The sequence below is a fragment of the Gordonia sp. YY1 genome (assembly GCF_009872315.1).
Taxonomy (GTDB): Bacteria; Actinomycetota; Actinomycetes; order Mycobacteriales; family Mycobacteriaceae; genus Gordonia; species Gordonia amicalis.
On the sequence record NZ_WXYI01000021.1, the window covers coordinates 69,511 to 85,190 of the forward strand.

A 15,680-nucleotide genomic window follows, 5' to 3' on the forward strand; every position below is an offset into this window, starting at 1 on the left:
CTCCTCGCCGACATCGTCGGCCTCTGTGTGTCTGTTCACCTGTTCACCTGTTCAGGACTTACGCTAGTTCGGGATTAGCACAAGAAAGTGGTCCAATCCGATGGAAGAAACCGGAGTCAATCCGAGCGTCGCCCCTCCCGATCCCTGGGCGGAGGTCGCCGCGCGGCTCGGCGCCGACCTGTTTCTCGACCTGCAGCCGGACCCCGAGGCGAGTGCCCGCGGCCGGGGTGCGACGCTGCGTCGAACACTCACGGAGGCGTTGCGCTCGGCCATTCTCGACGGACGCCTGCCCGCCGGCACCGCACTGCCGCCCTATCGTTCACTTGCTGCCGACCTCGGACTGGCCCGCGGTACGGTGTCGACCGTGTACCAGGAGTTGATCGCCGAGGGCTGGTTGACCGCTCGCCAGGGCTCGTCCACGCGGGTGGCCGACGGCGCGGCACACCCCGACACCGCCATGAACCCCACCGACACCCAGATCGTCGGCGAGGAACCCGCGACGCCCACCACTTTCCGATTGCCGCACGATTTCTCGCTCGGTCAACCGTGCGCGAGCATGTTCCCGCGGACCGACTGGATCCGCGCCACCCGTCGGGTACTCACCGATGTCGGCGACGAGGCCTTCGCTCCGTCACACCCGCAGGGCCGACCGGAACTCCGCCGCGCCCTGAGCGGATACCTGAGCCGCACCCGCGGTGTTCGTACGAGCGCCGACCGGATCGTGCTCGGCACCGCGGTACAGTCCGCACTGGAGTTGCTGTCGCGCAACGTGTTCGGAGACGAACTCGCGGTCGAGAGCCACGGCCTGCCCTTCCACTGGCAGGCGGTCGAGCGCGGCGGCACCCGGGTGATCCCGATCCCCGTCGACGACGAGGGCATGGTGATCGACGAACTCGAGCGCAGCGACGCCTCGGCGGTCCTGCTGTCCCCGAGCCATCAGTTCCCGACCGGGGTCGCCCTGTCCCCGGCACGACGCATGCAGGTCATCGAGTGGGCGCGTCGCACCGGTGCGATCATCGTCGAGGACGACTACGACGGCGAATTCCGTTATGACCGTGACCCCGTCGGCGCACTGCAGGCGCTCGGTCCGGATGTCGTCATCCATGCGGGGTCGATGAGCAAGAGCCTCTCCCCTGCCGTCCGCGCCGGCTGGCTCGCCCTGCCACCGAGGCTGGTGGACATCGTGCTGGGCGCCAAAGGACTACGTGAACCGGATGCGAGCATCGTCGATCAGCTGATCCTCGCGGACCTGATCGACTCCGGCGCCTACGACCGACACATCCGCCGGAGCCGGCAGTTCTATCGACAGCGCCGCGACGCACTCGTCGACGCGGTCAGCGCGAGCGGATTCGATGTACCCGGGATCGCGGCCGGACTGCACGCGGTCGTCCCCGTCGGCCACGCGGACGAGCACACCCTGGTCCACCAGGCATTCGAACGCGGGATCGGGGTCGTCGGGCTGTCGTTGTTCCGCCATCCCGACGCCGACCCGCTGCCCAACGGCGGCCTGGTCGTCGGATTCGGAACTCCCGCGGCGTCGACCTTCACGACCGACCTTCAGGCGCTGCGCGACCTACTTGCCGTATCGCCTGCTGCGCGCCGAGTAGTCCCGTAGCGCACGGAGGAAATCGACGCGGCGGAACTCGGGCCAGTATGCGTCGGTGAACCAGATCTCCGAATATGCGCTCTGCCACAACAGGAATCCCGACAGTCGCTGTTCTCCGGAGGTCCGGATCACCAGGTCGGGATCGGGCTGTCCCTTGGTGTAGAGGTTCGCGTCGATCGCCTCGACGGTGACCGCCTCGATCATCTCCTCCGGCGTCGCCCCGGCGGCACGCTGTTCGTCGAGCAGCGCTCGCACCGCGTCGACGATCTCCTGCCGGCCGCCGTACCCGACGGCGACGTTCACGTTCATGCCGTTCCGTTCGGAGGTGCGCTCGGCTGCGGCCCGCAGCCGCCGGCCGACGGCGTCCGGCAGGGCGTCGAGCGTGCCGACGATGCGGATGCACCAGTCCCCGTCCGGCGAGGAGATCTCGTCGACGATGTCGGGCACGATCTCCAGCAGTGCGTCGAGTTCGTCCGACGACCGGTTCAGGTTCTCGGTGGAGAGCAGATAGATGGTGACGGCCTCGATGCCCAGACCCGCACACCAGCCGAGCATGTCGGCGATCCGCTGGGCACCCACCCGATGTCCGTGGCTGACGTCCTCGAATCCGGCCTCGCGCGCCCAGCGCCGGTTGCCGTCGCAGATGATCGCGACATGCCGCGGTAGGCGTTGGGTGTCGAGGAGTTGGATGAGTCGACGTTCGTAGATGGTGAGAACTGGTCGGCGCACCCGATCCGGCAGCAGCTTCATCCTTCGCGGCCTCGTGTCACGTGGGACACCTTACGCGTCGGGGTGCGAGCAGGATGACCCCGCCGACGTCCGCAGCCATCCCTACAGACGAGTAACTTACGGTACCGTAGGTTTTGTGAACACACTGCCGAGCCCGCCCCTGGACGTGAACGATCGCCCCCGTCTTCGCGGCGTGATCCACCACTACTCCGCGTATGTGGCAGCGGTCGCCGGCCTCGCGCTGGTCATCGGGGCCGCGATCCTCGACGGTGCCGTCGCCGCGCTGACCTGCGCGGTGTACGCCGTCACCGTGGTCGGGCTGTTCACCGTCAGTGCCACCTACCACCGAATCCCGTGGAAGACGGCGCGGGCGCGCATCCGGATGAAGCGCGCCGATCACGCGATGATCTTTCTGTTCATCGCCGGCACTTACACACCGTTCTGCGCCCTCGGGCTACCGTCCCCGGCCAGCTGGTGGGTGCTCGGCATCGTGTGGGCGGGCGCGCTCGGCGGATCACTGCTGAAGATCCTGTGGCCGGGCGCTCCCCGCTGGCTGGGCGTCACGCTCTACATCCTGCTCGGCTGGGTCATCGTCGTGGTCGCTCCCGCACTCGTCGCCCAGACCGGCTACCTCGTCATGATCCTGCTGGCGCTCGGCGGAGTGCTCTACAGTCTCGGCGGCGTGCTGTATGCCGCCCGCTGGCCCGACCCGTGGCCGCGCACGTTCGGCCACCACGAGGTGTTCCATCTGTGCACCGCGATCGCGGCACTGCTGCACTACACCGCCGCCTGGCTGGTCGTCACGTCCTAGCATTCCCGGCCGGCTCAGCAGGTCACATGTGCATGTTCATCGGCGGCATCATCCCCATGCCGTGCATCCACATCATCAGGTGGTGACACATATGCATCATCTGATCGACCATCCTCCTCACCTCCCCCCGGGTTTCCACGACGACCGGACGGCCGGTTCAGGAAGAGGGCCGCACGGTCGGTGCGCAGATGGCTTCGACAAACGACCCGACCGCGTTCTCCGGTAGGTGACGTGCGATATCGGCTTCGCTGATCATGCCCACCAGACGATGTTCCTCGAGTACGGGGACACGTCGGATCTGGTGTTCCTCCATCATGTGCATCACCTGCTCGACCTCCGCGCCGGCATCGACATGGTAGGTAGTGCCCTGTGCCAGATCGCTCGCCGTCATCGGCGTTACACCGTCAGTTGCCCTCGCCACCCTCGGCGGGGCTCCTCTTGATCTCGATCCGCTTCTCGGGAGACGGCGCTTCGCTCACCGGCATCGTCACGGTGAGGATGCCGTCGGTATAGGTCGCGTCGATGTCGTCCTCCTTCGCACCTTCGGGCAGCGGCACGGAGCGATAGAAACTCCCGTAGTGGAACTCCGTCCGGGTGCCTTCTTCGCTGCGCTCCTCGCGTTCTGCCTTGATCGTCAACCGCCCGTCACGGACGCTGATGTCGAAGTTCTTGTCCGGGTCCATACCGGGCAGTTCGGCACGCAGGGTGTACTTGCCCTCATCGAGGTGTTCCTCGACGCGGATCAGACGTCCTGCCCCGGAGCCCCATGGAGGCATGGACTCGAATCGGGACATCAGATCGGACCAATCCGGCAGCGCCGGCCACGAGGGGTTGGGACGGCGGGCTGATCGAATACTCATGACTACCTCCGGAAACAGGGCAATTCGAGATGACTGACCTCTTGATTGCATGCCGAATCAGTACGTTGCGGTAGGGCCAACCGTCATCCATCGAAGGACTGCTGACTCAGTCCCACCCTCGCCTTCTTCACCTCGCCTTCTCTTCACGCGAACATCACGTTGCCGCCGCCTCTCGGTGGCGTCCACGTCAGGTGGTCCTGGTCGGCTGAGGCCATGCCGGGAACCCCGGCCGGTACACCGCCGGCCACACTCCACTGCAACCCCGACCTCACCCTTCGGGCAGGCACCTCCCGACGCCGGTTCCTCTCCTGGGCCGGACTCGTGACGGGACTGGCCTTCACCCCGGGACTGCTGGGCGGAGCTCCTCCTGCTGCGACCTCCCCGGCGCATTCAGCCGGCGTGTTCTCCCTCGGAGTCGCCTCCGGCGATCCGCTGCCGGACGGCGTCGTGCTGTGGACGAGGCTGGTGCGCAATCCGTTCGCCCGACTGGGCGGGATGGGTTCACGTCCGGTGCGCGTCGAGTGGGAGATCGCCGCGGACGAGTCGATGACGCGAGTCGTCCGACGCGGGGCCGCCCACGCCACCGCGGAGTGGGGTCACAGCATCCACATCGACGTGCGTGGCCTCGCCCCCGCGGCCGATTACTTCTACCGTTTTCGTGCCCTCGGCGAGATCTCCCCGGTCGGGCGGACCCGCACCGCCCCGGCTCCCCACGCCCGCGTCAGCGCCTTGTCCATCGCGGTGGCGTCCTGCCAGAACTGGGCGGACGGTTACTACCATGCCTTCGCCGACATGGCCGCGCACGCACCGGATCTGGTGCTGCACCTGGGTGACTACATCTACGAGAAGCCGATCCCGGGTGACGCCCGCCGCGGTGCGGCGCGACCGGTGTCGGCGGCACGCGAGGCCGTCGGTCTCGACGACTATCGGGAACGGTACGCCCTCTACAAGACCGACCCCGACCTGCAGCAGGCTCATGCGGCGTCGCCGTTCGTGATCTCCTTCGACGATCATGAGGTCGACAACAACTGGGCCGCAACGATTCCCGAGGACAAGACAGCCCTCTCGGAATTCGCCGTCCGCCGCGCCGGAGCGCTGCGGGCGTGGTGGGAGAACACCCCGGTGCGGACCACCGCACGACCTGACGGCACCTTCATCCGCGCGCACCGGCGCCTCACCTTCGGCGACCTCGCGGAGATCAACCTCCTCGACACCCGCAGCCACCGCAGCGATCAGGTGAACGGGGACAACGACTGCCCGCAGAACGCCCGAACCGCGGACCCGTCGCGGACGATCCTCGGTCCGCGGCAGGAACGCTGGCTCCTCGACGGCCTGGCGTCGAGTCGCGTTCGATGGGATGTCCTCGCCCAGCAGGTCCCGATGGCCGACCTGGCCCGCGGCGAATCCCGGGCGGTCAGCATGGACGGGTGGAGCGGCTACGAGTCATCGCGACGTCGCATCCTCGACGGGGCGGCACACCGCGGCGTACGAAACCTGGTGTCCCTTGCCGGCGACATCCACCGGAGCGTCGTCGCCGACCTACGGACCGACTATGCCGACGCCTCCCTCACCCGCGGAGTCGAACTCGCCACGACGTCGATCACGTCCGGCGGCGACGGCGAGGACAGCGACGGCAGCGACCGCCAGTTGAAGGCCGCCTCGCCGCATGTGCGGTTCGGCAACTCCCAGCGCGGCTACCTGCTCAACCGCATACAGCACGACCGTTGGGAGGCCGAGTTCCGCGTGGCAGCGTCGGTGCGATCACCACGCGGCTCGCTGCGACGCCGCGCCGTCGTCACCATTCCCGACGCGACCGCCGCGGTCGACGTAGGCCAATCCGCTCCCTGAGTAGCCCCGGAGCTTGCGGAGGGGCGTATCGAAGGGTCAGGCGCGCGCGAGTACGTCGAGGACGGTGGCGCTGGCCTCCCAGCCCATGCACTTGTCGGTGACCGACTTGCCGTACACCAGCGGGGTCGCGTCCGTCGACTGGGCGCCGGGCTCGAGGAAGCTCTCCAGCATCACGCCGCTGATGTTCGACACCGCACCGGCCTCCCGGGCGGCACGCAGGGTCGCCGCGATCTCGGTGGCGACCTCCGCCTGGCGGATGTGGTCCTTACCGGAGTTGGCGTGCGAGCAGTCGATCATCACCCGTGCCGGGAGGCCCGCCTTCTCGAGGGCCTCGGCGGCCGACGCGATCGACTCGGCGTCGAAATTGGGTCCGCGGGTACCGCCCCGAAGGATGATGTGGCAGTCCTCGTTGCCGGCGGTCTCGACGACCGCGCCGTTGCCGAAGTCGTCGACTCCGAAGAAGACATGTTCGGCCGCAGCGGCGTTCACCCCGTCGATGGCGACCTGGACGTTGCCGTCGGTGCCGTTCTTGAAGCCGATCGGCATCGACAGGCCCGAGGCGAGCTGGCGGTGCACCTGGGATTCGGTGGTGCGTGCGCCGATCGCACCCCAGGCGACGGCGTCGGCGATGTACTGCGGGCTCGTCGGCTCGAGGAACTCACAGCCGACGGGCAGTCCGAGGTCGATGATGTCGAGTAGCAGTGATCGAGCGGTCCGCAAGCCACGTTCCACGTCGAAGGTGTTGTCCATGCCGGGGTCGTTGATGAGACCCTTCCAGCCGACCGTGGTGCGCGGCTTCTCGAAGTAGACCCGCATGACGATCTTCAGGCGATCGGAGTAGGCCTCGGCCAGCGGTGCCAGACGACGGGCGTAGTCGATCGCGGCGATCGGATCATGGACCGAGCACGGTCCGACGATGACGAGCAGGCGCTCGTCGCGGCCGGCGAGGATGTCGGCGATCTCGTCGCGGTCCCGCGCAACCGCGAGCGCACGCCGTGCGGTCAGCGGCAGCTCGCTGCGGACGGTGTCCGGCGACGGAATCGGACGGAAGGACTTGATCCGACGATCGGAGGTCGATTCGGTTTGCTCGGCCGTACGCGTCGAGAGATCCGGGAGTGTGGTCACGATGTGTGCCTTTCGAGGTCATGCCCTGTCGGTGGTCAATCCGGGGCACGCCTTCTCAGTGGTGGAGCCCCGCTCAAAACGACAAGAGCAGCGACCGTATGGTCGCTGCTCGGGCTCCGGGTGTTACGTGCGCGCGCTTGGTCAGCGCTTCATCGTGGCCCCACCCGGAGCCTCGATAAAGCGCCAATAGGCGCGCACGGTGCTGATCACGGCGACAACACTAGCACAGGGCCCTCCTACGGATGGCCATGGGTGTCAGGGGTGGCCACGGTCGATCAGTTCACTGAGCACGATGATCGATTCGGACCTGTCCACCGGACCGGCAGCCCGGATGCGCTCGAGCGCCTGCTCGAGGTGCCGCACATCGCGGGCGCGAACCCGAAGGATGGCGTCGGCCTGACCCGAGATGGTCGCCGCGCTGACGACCTCGGGGATCGGTTCCCACGACGCCTTGAGCTCCTCGGGTGAGATGTTGCCGCGGCAATACACCTGCACATAGGCCTCCGTGGTCCATTGCATGGCGTGTGGATCGACGATCGCGGTGAACCCCCGGATCACCCCGTCGTCGAGGAGACGGTCGACGCGCCGCTTGACCGCGGGCGCCGAGAGTCCGACCTCGTCGCCGATCTGGGCATAGGTCGCCCGCGCGTCGCGGGTGAGGCAGGCAAGCACCTTTTCATCGAGATCGTCGAGGTGTCGCAACAGAGGCCCCCTTTCCGGAAATTCGCGGCGATTTGTTGCGCCCATACGCAATTCACGGCGATTGTTTGCACCAGAGTCCGACGATACCCTCGATTCATGACGCTGATGCCCCACGACGTGAAACCTCCCGACCACGATGTGGAACCGCATGTGGCACACAACTACTCGCCGATCCCGGTGACCGCGGCCAGCGCCGAAGGCGCCTGGATCACCGATGTCCACGGCAAGCGTCACCTCGACTGCCTCGGCGCCTATTCGGCGGTCAACTTCGGACACCGGCATCCGCGGATCGTCGCGGCAGCACTCGAGCAGATCGACCGGGTCACCCTCACCAGTCGCGCGTTCCGCTCGGACCGACTCGAACCGTTCTGCGCCGCACTTGCCGAGTTGTGCGGCAAGGAGATGGTGCTGCCCATGAACACCGGCGCCGAAGCCGTCGAATCGGCGATCAAGGTCGCCCGCAAATGGGGATACGACGTCAAGGGCGTGCCCGACGGCCGCGCCACGATCATCGTCGCCGGCGGCAACTTCCACGGCCGCACCACGACGATCATCTCCTTCAGCGACGACCCCGACGCGCGCAACGGATTCGGCCCGTACACACCGGGTTTCGTACGCGTCCCCTTCGGCGACGTGGAGTCACTCGCCGCTGCGATCGACGAGACGACCGTCGGTGTCCTGGTCGAGCCCGTCCAGGGTGAGGCCGGGATCATCGTGCCGCCCGACGACTATCTGCCGCGAGTACGCGCACTCTGCACCGCCGCCGACGTGCTGTTGATCGCCGACGAGATCCAGTCGGGCCTCGGCCGCACGGGGCGGACCTTCGCCCTCGAACACTGGGGCGTCGAACCCGACGTCTATCTGCTGGGCAAGGCGCTGGGCGGCGGGATCGTGCCGGTGAGCGCGGTCGTCGCGAACACCGACATCCTCGGGGTCCTGCACCCCGGACAGCACGGCTCGACGTTCGGCGGGAACCCACTCGCCGCGGCGATCGGTCACACCGTCGTCGACATGCTCGCCGAAGGCACCTGGCAGCGACGCGCCACCGACCTCGGCAACCACATGCACACGCGCCTCGGTGAATTCATCGGCCACGGTGTCGTCGCGACCCGCGGTCTCGGACTCTGGGCGGGAATCGATCTCGATCCAGCACTCGGCACCGGCAAGGACTTCTGCCTACGCCTCGCCGAGGGCGGCGTCCTGGCCAAGGACACCCACGGTTCGACGCTGCGCCTCGCCCCTCCGCTCGTCATCACGGTGCCGGAGATCGATTGGGCGGTCGACCGATTCGCGGAAGTGCTGCACGGCTGAAGTGCTGAACGGATGCCGTGCTGACCGGATGAGGGCGGACGGGTCAGCGTGACGCGAGCCTGCGGTCGCGGTTGAGCCACCACGTCGACGTGGACAGCACCGTGGCGAACGCACACCAGGCCGGGTAGGCAGCGAGGGCAGCCCCGGCCGGCGCATTCACGGCACCGGTGCGTCGGGCGAGGTAAGCGCTGCTGACCGTGAGGACTGCTGCGGCCACCGACGCAGTGCCCAGCGCCCCCTTACCGAAGTAGATCCAGCTCCACGCCCCATTGAGCGCGAGGTTGGCGCCGAGCGCGGCGAGGCACGCCTGTTTCGTGTCGTTCTTCGCGTCGCCCGTCGTTGCGCCTGCGGCGGATTCGTCCAAGCCGTCGATCGCGACCGCCGAGGTGACCGCGATGTCGGTGTAGAGGGCGGTCCAGGCCACCGGGAACACCCAGGCGGGCGGGACGAAGGAAGGTTTCTTCAGCCGCGGATACCAGGTCTCGACCGCCGGCCTGGTCACGATGCTGCCGATGGCACCGGCCGCGGCGGTGGCGAGTGAGGTCCCGGTCAGGGTGGAGATGCGCATGGCCACGAGTACCCGTCACGCGGTATCCGACACCTGCTTCACCTGAACTGCGCGGCGAGTGATTCCTCGTCCGTGACCGGAAGCCCGCACACCGTTCCCCGGCACACGTAGGCTGCGTCGCGTCCGCCGACCGGTCCGCGGGCGACCAGCAGCGGATGTGAATCCACTTCACCGGCGACGACGACCGCGCCGCCGGGGACATGCGCCCAGGACGCTCTGGTCAGCGACTGATCCGACGTCGGACCCTGCGCGACGGCGATCTGCAGCGGGCCGGCGACCCGCGCCGACATCACCGACATCCAGTGCCCGGCCGATCGCGGAAGCTTGGCGACGATCACCGAGGCACGGGACAGACTGTGTTCCAACAGTTCTGCATAGCCGACCGCCCTCTCCGGGTCGGCGAGCATCGACGCGGTCAGCAGCGCCTCGGCCATCAGCGACGCACCCGACGGAGTGGCGCCGTCGATCGGATCGCGAGGACGGGCGATGAGCCCTTCGCACGTGGCGTCGAACCAGGCGCCGGGCGCCTCCGGGTCGGCGAAGAGTTCGATCGCGGTGTCGAGCAACCCCAATCCTGCTCCGAGCCAACGGGTCTCGCCGGTGACCTGGAACAGTGTCAGGAGAGCCGTACTCAAGGCCGCATGGTCGTCGAGTCCGCCGTCGGCCCCCACGGCACCGCCGAGCGACGAACGCTGAAGCCGACCACCGACCAGATGGCCGCGCAGCAACTCATCGGCGCAGCGGACCGCGTCGTCGACGAAGCCGGTCTCGCCCAGCCCGGCGCCCGCCTCGGCGAGCGCGGTGATCGTCATCGCGTTCCACGCGGTGACGACCTTGTCGTCGCGGGTGGGCTGGACACGTCTCGCCCGGGCGTCGAACAGCGCGGCGCGCACGGCGTCGAGGCGGTCGCGGTCCTCCGGATCCGCCGGGAGCTGCAGCGTCGAACGCCCGTGTTCGAAAGTGCCCTGATCGGTCACGACGAACAGCTCGGCGGCCCAACGTCCCGCCTCCGGCCCGAGCACCTCGACGAATTCGTCCGGAGTCCACACATACGTGGAGCCCTCCACCCCGCCGGCATCGGCGTCGAGCGACGAGGCGAACCCGCCCGGCACCCGGAGATCCCGTCGGAGGAACGTCACCGTTTCCTCGACGACGCGGTGCGCGAGCGGATCTCCGGTCCGCCGCGCGAGATGCGCGTAGGCACGTAAGAGCTGTGCGTTGTCGTAGAGCATCTTCTCGAAATGGGGCACGACCCAGCCGGCGTCGACCGAGTAGCGGGCGAAGCCCCCGCCGAGTTGGTCGTAGATGCCGCCGCGACCCATCGCGTGCATGGTCCGGGCGGCGGCATCGAGCGCGGCGGCGTCGCCGGTGCGTTCGGTGTGCCGGATCAGCGCTTCGAGAAGAGCCGAGGGCGGGAACTTGGGTGCGCCGCCGAAACCGCCGCGCTCACGGTCTTCCTCGTCCAGCACCGTGCGGACACCGTGTGCCAGCAGCCGGTCGTCGACCGGAACGGTTCCCGCGGGTAGCGGTGAGGTGTTCACCACAATGTGTTCGCGCACCTTCGCGGCGGTGTCGTCGAGGTCGGCGCGTCGCTGGGTCCACGCCTCGGTGACCGCGGTCAACACCTGCCGGAACGACGGCATCTGCCCGCGCGGACGGGGTGGGTAGTAGGTGCCGGTGTAGAACGGGTCGCCATCGGGGGTCAGGAAGCAGGTCATGGGCCAGCCCCCCTGCCCGGTCATCGCGACGGTGGCAGCCATGTAGATGGCGTCGATGTCGGGACGTTCCTCCCGGTCGACCTTGATGCAGACGAAGTCACGGTTCATCTGGGCCGCGGTGGTCTCGTCCTCGAAGGACTCGTGTGCCATCACATGACACCAGTGGCAGGCCGCGTAGCCGACCGACAACAGGACCGGCACATCGCGGTCGCGTGCCCGGCTCAGCGCGGCGTCGGACCACTCCTGCCAGTGCACGGGATTGTCGGCGTGCTGCCGGAGATATGGGCTCGTCGCCGAGCCCAGCATGTTCGACGACCCGTCAGGTGTCCGCCGGTCGTCGCTCATCGGTCCCGGCCGTGCTCGTCGCGTCCTGGTCGCCGGGTGCGGCGTCGTCGGGTGCTGCGCCATCGGTTACGGCGCCATCGGTTACGGCGCCGTCGGGTGCAGCGTCGACGTGCGCCGAGGCAGCGGCGATCGGACCGGAGGGATCGGTGCCCTCGTCGAACGCCTGATCCGCTTCGGGGTGCTCGGTGTCGAAGGACTCGGGCAGCTTCTTGAGCTGACGGCCCATCGACCAGATCAGGAACGCGGTGCCGACCAGCAACACCAGGATGACCAGCAGTCCCAGAGGGGACGACTTGCCGAATTCCGGTCCCTGCGGCTCCTCCGCCGCGACGACCATCACGGTGTTCACGAAGTCCACGTTGTTCACGATGTCGATGTTCATCACGCCTCGATTCCGGCGAACAGATCGGTTTCGGGCAGGGCCGTCTTCACGCGCGTCTTGGCCAGCTCGAACTCTTCGGTCGGCCACAGTCGCTGCTGCCACTCCAGCGGTACGGCGAAGAACATGCCGTTGGGGTCGATCTGCGTCGCATGGGCCCGCAGCGCGTCGTCACGCTGGGGGAAGTACTTGGCGCATTCCACCTGGGTGGTCACCCGGCCCATCAGGTCACCGCGGCTGGGATCCCACTTGCTGAGCCACTCGGCGAACGGACTCTCCTGGCCGTGACGCGCGAACTCGTCGGAGAAAAGGACCATGCGATCGCGGATGAACCCGTGGGTGTAGTAGATCTTCGACACCGTCCACGGTTCACCGGTTCCGGGGAACGCGTCGGGTTCCCCGGCCTGGTCGTAGGCCGCCAGCGACACCTCGTGGCAGCGGATGTGATCGGGGTGCGGATATCCACCGTGCTCGTCGTAGGTGATCATCACGTGCGGACGGAACTCCCGGACCACGCGGACGAGTGCCTCCGTGGCCTCCTCCAGCGGGACGGTCGCGAACGAGCCCTCCGGCAGCGGCGGCAGCGGGTCACCCTCGGGCAGCCCCGAGTCGACGAAACCCAGCCAGGTCTGCTTCACACCGAGCGCCTCGGCGGCCTTGGCCATCTCCTCGCGGCGGACCTCGGACATCCGCTCTTTGATGCCGGGACGGTCCATCGCCGGATTCAGGATGTCGCCCCGCTCGCCACCGGTCAGGGTGACGACGAGCACCTCATTGCCCTCGGCCGCATATTTGGCGGACGTGGCCGCACCCTTGCTCGACTCATCGTCGGGGTGCGCGTGGACCGCCATCAGACGGAACACACCCGGCTGCGGGTCGTCGGCGTGGGTTTCGGTCACAGTTCCTCACCTTCGGATCGCTACTCGTCCCATGGTAGGTATTGACGCGTGAACAGTTCGGATGGGGGCGCCGCAGAGCGCCCTCGCAGCGGCCCGCGCGCGACCTACCCGGAGCATTCCGCGACCGCTCAGACCCGTCGGCGCTGGTTCGTCGCGCTGTCGATACTCGTCGTGGTGGCCGGCGTCACGCTGGCGGCGATCGGGTACAGCAAGTTCGGCACCGCCGACGTGTCCGGCGAGGCCACCGGCTACGAGATCCTCGACAGCAACACCGTCGCCGTGCAGTTCACCGTCGACCGCTCCGACCCGAGCAAGCCCGCCGCCTGTGTGGTGCGTGGACGATCGAAGGACGGCAGCGAGACCGGGCGCCGCGAGATCCTGATCCCGGCCGACCCCGCCGAGCGGATCGGTGTCCGCACCGAGGTCACCACCTCCAAACCCCCGGTGATCGGTGAGGTCTTCGGTTGCACCGTCAACGTGCCCGCCTACCTGCATCCCGAGTCGTGAGCACCCGGCAGACCAGACCAGGCGAGACACCCGCACCCCGCGCGGCGTTCGCCGCCATCGGTAGCCGCTACTTCCCGCTGCTCGTCGGGCTGTTCGTCGGCGTGATGCTGATCAGCAACGTCACCGGCACGAAGGGTGTCGTGCTGTTCGACGACTGGCTCGACGTCGACCTCGGCCCCATCCACATGCAGGGCCTCGTCACCGACGGCGCGTTCTTCCTGTTCCCGCTCGCCTACGTCCTGGGCGACGTGATCAGTGAGGTGTACGGGTTCCGCGCGATGCGCCGCACGATCCTGGCCGGTTTTGCCGTCCTCATTCTCGCGTCGTTGTGTTTCTGGCTGACGATTCAGCTGCCCGCCGCCGATTTCTACGAAGGCCAGGAGGCTTTCGAAACCGTCGCCGGCGTCGTTCCACAATTCCTACTTGCCGGACTTGCCGGATATGTGGTGGGCGAGTTCCTGAATTCATTCGTGTTGGTCAAAATGAAAGAGCGCGCCGGTGAGCGACATTTGTGGGCGCGCCTTTTGGGATCGACCGTCGTCGGCGAATTCGCGGACACCCTCGTCTTCTGCTCGATCGCCGCATCTGCACTGGGTATCTCCACGTGGGGGGACTTCGTCAACTACACCGTTGTCGGGTTTGTCTGGAAGACAATGGTCGAGATCGTCATCATGCCGGTGACGTATTTCGTTGTCGGATGGCTGAAACGAGCCGAGCCCACCTATCAGGAAGCACTCGACGCAGCAACCGCCCGCACAACGGATGTGCCATAGGTCTCGTCGGCTGGTAAGATGGTCGGATACACGGCTCCGCGAGGGGTCGTGTTGCTGCATTTTTAGCGTCCAAATGTCGCGCGGTGAAAAAAGTCGCAACGCGGCGCGGGCAACACGAAGGAGTGACCGATGACCGACACCCAGGTGACCTGGTTGACCCAAGAGTCGCACGATCGCCTCAAGAGCGAGCTCGACTCATTGATCGCCAATCGTCCGGTCATTGCTGCCGAGATCAATGAGCGACGCGAAGAGGGCGACCTCAAGGAGAACGGTGGCTACCACGCTGCCCGCGAGGAGCAGGGCCAGCAGGAGGCGCGTATCCGCCAGCTCCAGGAGCTGCTGAACAACGCCAAGGTCGGCGAGGCACCGACCCAGTCCGGCGTCGCCCTGCCCGGCTCCGTCGTGACCGTCTACTACGACGGCGACGAGAAGGACTCCGAGACCTTCCTGATCGCGACCCGCGAAGAGGCCGCGTCGGGCGGCAAGCTCGAAACCTACTCCCCCAGCTCGCCCCTGGGCTCCGCACTGATCGACGCCAAGGTCGGCGAGACGCGTGAGTACTCCGTGCCCAGCGGCGCGACCATCAAGGTGACCCTCGTCAGCGCGGAGCCGTACCACAGCTGATCCCAGCCGTCTGACCACGAGCCGAGCCCGGGACGACATCGTCCCGGGCTCGCTTCGTCTGATCAACCTCGTTTCGACATGCAGACTTCGGTCGACGTCTGCCGGTCGGGACTGAGGTTCGCCTGTCCGCAGGTGCGGTCAGCCGAGGTTAACCTTCACACCGCCGGAGAACACCGAATCGTGGAGCTCGATGCTGGCCGGTTTGGCGTCAACGGGCATGTCGTAGACGACCTTGACCTCGACTGTGTTACCCGGATTGATGTTGTCCCAGACGGGAATGTCGCTGCCGCCGAGGTAGATCTGCGCGGTGGTATCGGGCTCGAAGCTGCGGCCCTCGGTGTCGAAGAGCTTCTGATTGGTGGGCGAGAAGTCCTTCGGCTCCTTGCTGGTGTTGTGCACCGTCATGGTGACGACCACGAACTGTCCCTGCGCCTCCGCCGTGAGGAACTCATTTTCGCCGACCGACGACAGGCCCGACTCGACGTTGGTGACGACGAACTCGAACTTGCCGTCGCGCACCGGCGTGTTCAGGCCGGCGGCCTGATCGTCGGCCTTCTTGTTGCCCTTGTCGTTTCCAGCATCGCCGTTACCCGAACCCGCCTGCTCGGCCGAGTTCGAGTTGTCCGACGAAGCGGTGTTGTCGGTCCCCTCGTCCCCACCGCCGGATACGGCGGCGATGATGACAATGAGCACGACCAGGATGCCGACGATCCACGGCCACTTCTTCTTCTTCGGCGGCTGGATCGGCGCCTGGTACGCCGGCGGTGCACCGTACGGACCGGGAGCTCCGTACTGGGGCGAGAAATTGTCAAGACCTGTGGATCGGGGTGTTTCAGGCGACCTCCGTTCCGGTGCGCTCGTCACCGTTTGAAGGC

Annotated in this window: 16 protein-coding genes and 1 pseudogene; 7 read left to right on the forward strand and 10 right to left on the reverse strand. The window is 67.2% G+C overall.

Going from position 1 to position 15,680, the window contains the following annotated elements; translation table 11 throughout:
- Positions 1 to 100: 100 nt before the first annotated feature.
- Positions 101 to 1,615, forward strand: a complete 1,515-nt coding sequence (pdxR, locus tag BPODLACK_RS20675) for a MocR-like pyridoxine biosynthesis transcription factor PdxR (RefSeq protein ID WP_159406106.1) — start codon at positions 101 to 103, stop codon at positions 1,613 to 1,615.
- On the opposite strand, the gene BPODLACK_RS20680 is transcribed toward pdxR, so the two are convergent.
- Entirely contained in the window at positions 1,574 to 2,356 is a 783-nt protein-coding gene (locus BPODLACK_RS20680; RefSeq protein WP_024497562.1) for an isoprenyl transferase, read from the reverse strand. The two genes, pdxR and BPODLACK_RS20680, sit on opposite strands and share 42 nt — an antisense overlap.
- A 115-nt stretch (positions 2,357 to 2,471) precedes the next feature.
- Here BPODLACK_RS20680 and trhA point away from each other — a divergent pair, with 115 nt between their 5' ends.
- Positions 2,472 to 3,146 (forward strand): PAQR family membrane homeostasis protein TrhA, encoded by a 675-nt coding sequence (gene trhA / locus BPODLACK_RS20685; protein ID WP_159406107.1) that lies wholly within the window; start codon positions 2,472 to 2,474, stop codon positions 3,144 to 3,146.
- A 157-nt stretch (positions 3,147 to 3,303) separates the two neighbouring features.
- Here the strand turns inward: trhA and BPODLACK_RS20690 are convergent.
- Together BPODLACK_RS20690 and BPODLACK_RS20695 are read right to left on the reverse strand one after the other, a co-directional pair.
- A pseudogene (locus BPODLACK_RS20690) lies at positions 3,304 to 3,543 on the reverse strand (CBS domain-containing protein); the annotation flags it as partial.
- Positions 3,544 to 3,550: 7 nt separating this feature from the next.
- Positions 3,551 to 4,006, reverse strand: coding sequence for an Hsp20/alpha crystallin family protein (locus BPODLACK_RS20695; RefSeq protein WP_159406108.1), 456 nt, complete (start codon positions 4,004 to 4,006; stop codon positions 3,551 to 3,553).
- A 213-nt stretch (positions 4,007 to 4,219) separates the two neighbouring features.
- Between BPODLACK_RS20695 and BPODLACK_RS20700 the strand changes: the two genes are divergently transcribed.
- Positions 4,220 to 5,854 (forward strand): alkaline phosphatase D family protein, encoded by a 1,635-nt coding sequence (locus BPODLACK_RS20700; protein WP_159406109.1) that lies wholly within the window; start codon positions 4,220 to 4,222, stop codon positions 5,852 to 5,854.
- A 36-nt stretch (positions 5,855 to 5,890) separates the two neighbouring features.
- On the opposite strand, the gene BPODLACK_RS20705 is transcribed toward BPODLACK_RS20700, so the two are convergent.
- Positions 5,891 to 6,979 carry a 3-deoxy-7-phosphoheptulonate synthase gene (locus BPODLACK_RS20705; RefSeq protein ID WP_159406110.1) on the reverse strand — a complete coding sequence of 363 codons (1,089 nt, stop codon included), beginning with the start codon at positions 6,977 to 6,979 and terminating at the stop codon, positions 5,891 to 5,893.
- A gap of 255 nt (positions 6,980 to 7,234) precedes the next feature.
- Positions 7,235 to 7,681, reverse strand: coding sequence for an Lrp/AsnC family transcriptional regulator (locus BPODLACK_RS20710; protein ID WP_159406111.1), 447 nt, complete (start codon positions 7,679 to 7,681; stop codon positions 7,235 to 7,237).
- A gap of 96 nt (positions 7,682 to 7,777) precedes the next feature.
- Here BPODLACK_RS20710 and rocD point away from each other — a divergent pair, with 96 nt between their 5' ends.
- Positions 7,778 to 8,992, forward strand: a complete 1,215-nt coding sequence (gene rocD, locus BPODLACK_RS20715; protein WP_159406112.1) for an ornithine--oxo-acid transaminase — start codon at positions 7,778 to 7,780, stop codon at positions 8,990 to 8,992.
- A gap of 43 nt (positions 8,993 to 9,035) precedes the next feature.
- Here rocD and BPODLACK_RS20720 read toward each other — a convergent pair whose 3' ends face one another.
- From BPODLACK_RS20720 to mca, 4 genes are read right to left on the reverse strand one after another with little or no spacing between them, the layout of a single operon-like run.
- Positions 9,036 to 9,560 (reverse strand): TspO/MBR family protein, encoded by a 525-nt coding sequence (locus BPODLACK_RS20720; protein WP_159406113.1) that lies wholly within the window; start codon positions 9,558 to 9,560, stop codon positions 9,036 to 9,038.
- Between the two features lie 38 nt (positions 9,561 to 9,598).
- Positions 9,599 to 11,584: a thioredoxin domain-containing protein gene (locus tag BPODLACK_RS20725; RefSeq protein ID WP_159406120.1), complete on the reverse strand. Its 1,986-nt coding sequence runs from the start codon at positions 11,582 to 11,584 to the stop codon at positions 9,599 to 9,601.
- 13 nt (positions 11,585 to 11,597) lie between these two features.
- Positions 11,598 to 12,005 (reverse strand): hypothetical protein, encoded by a 408-nt coding sequence (locus tag BPODLACK_RS20730; protein WP_159406114.1) that lies wholly within the window; start codon positions 12,003 to 12,005, stop codon positions 11,598 to 11,600.
- The gene (gene mca / locus BPODLACK_RS20735) at positions 12,005 to 12,901 is read right to left on the reverse strand and encodes a mycothiol conjugate amidase Mca (protein WP_006434390.1); all 897 of its coding nucleotides are present in this window, start codon (positions 12,899 to 12,901) and stop codon (positions 12,005 to 12,007) included. The genes BPODLACK_RS20730 and mca overlap by 1 nt, the downstream gene beginning before the upstream one ends.
- 48 nt (positions 12,902 to 12,949) lie before the next feature.
- Between mca and BPODLACK_RS20740 the strand changes: the two genes are divergently transcribed.
- The 3 genes from BPODLACK_RS20740 to greA all read left to right on the forward strand — a co-directional run bounded on the left by BPODLACK_RS20740 (position 12,950) and on the right by greA (position 14,805).
- Positions 12,950 to 13,408, forward strand: a complete 459-nt coding sequence (locus BPODLACK_RS20740) for a DUF4307 domain-containing protein (RefSeq protein WP_096273705.1) — start codon at positions 12,950 to 12,952, stop codon at positions 13,406 to 13,408.
- A complete protein-coding gene (locus BPODLACK_RS20745) occupies positions 13,405 to 14,181 on the forward strand; it encodes a queuosine precursor transporter (RefSeq protein ID WP_096273703.1) in 777 nt (258 codons plus the stop codon). Before BPODLACK_RS20740 ends, BPODLACK_RS20745 begins: the two co-directional genes overlap by 4 nt.
- Positions 14,182 to 14,310: 129 nt before the next feature.
- Complete coding sequence (gene greA / locus BPODLACK_RS20750; RefSeq protein ID WP_096273701.1) at positions 14,311 to 14,805, forward strand: transcription elongation factor GreA; 495 nt, start codon at positions 14,311 to 14,313, stop codon at positions 14,803 to 14,805.
- 138 nt (positions 14,806 to 14,943) lie between these two features.
- Here greA and BPODLACK_RS20755 read toward each other — a convergent pair whose 3' ends face one another.
- Positions 14,944 to 15,669, reverse strand: coding sequence for a DUF4352 domain-containing protein (locus tag BPODLACK_RS20755; RefSeq protein ID WP_159406121.1), 726 nt, complete (start codon positions 15,667 to 15,669; stop codon positions 14,944 to 14,946).
- Positions 15,670 to 15,680 lie beyond the last annotated feature (11 nt).

Bases quoted from the DNA above. Each gene is read 5' to 3' on its own strand.
- pdxR (WP_159406106.1), top strand. From the start codon at position 101: ATGGAAGAAACCGGAGTCAATCCGAGCGTCGCCCCTCCCGATCCCTGG.
- rocD (WP_159406112.1), top strand. From the start codon at position 7,778: ATGACGCTGATGCCCCACGACGTGAAACCTCCCGACCACGATGTGGAA.
- BPODLACK_RS20730 (WP_159406114.1), bottom strand. From the start codon at position 12,005: ATGAACATCGACATCGTGAACAACGTGGACTTCGTGAACACCGTGATG.
- BPODLACK_RS20725 (WP_159406120.1), bottom strand. From the start codon at position 11,584: ATGCTGGGCTCGGCGACGAGCCCATATCTCCGGCAGCACGCCGACAAT.
- BPODLACK_RS20720 (WP_159406113.1), bottom strand. From the start codon at position 9,560: ATGCGCATCTCCACCCTGACCGGGACCTCACTCGCCACCGCCGCGGCC.
- BPODLACK_RS20695 (WP_159406108.1), bottom strand. From the start codon at position 4,006: ATGAGTATTCGATCAGCCCGCCGTCCCAACCCCTCGTGGCCGGCGCTG.
- BPODLACK_RS20680 (WP_024497562.1), bottom strand. From the start codon at position 2,356: ATGAAGCTGCTGCCGGATCGGGTGCGCCGACCAGTTCTCACCATCTAC.
- greA (WP_096273701.1), top strand. From the start codon at position 14,311: ATGACCGACACCCAGGTGACCTGGTTGACCCAAGAGTCGCACGATCGC.
- BPODLACK_RS20700 (WP_159406109.1), top strand. From the start codon at position 4,220: ATGCCGGGAACCCCGGCCGGTACACCGCCGGCCACACTCCACTGCAAC.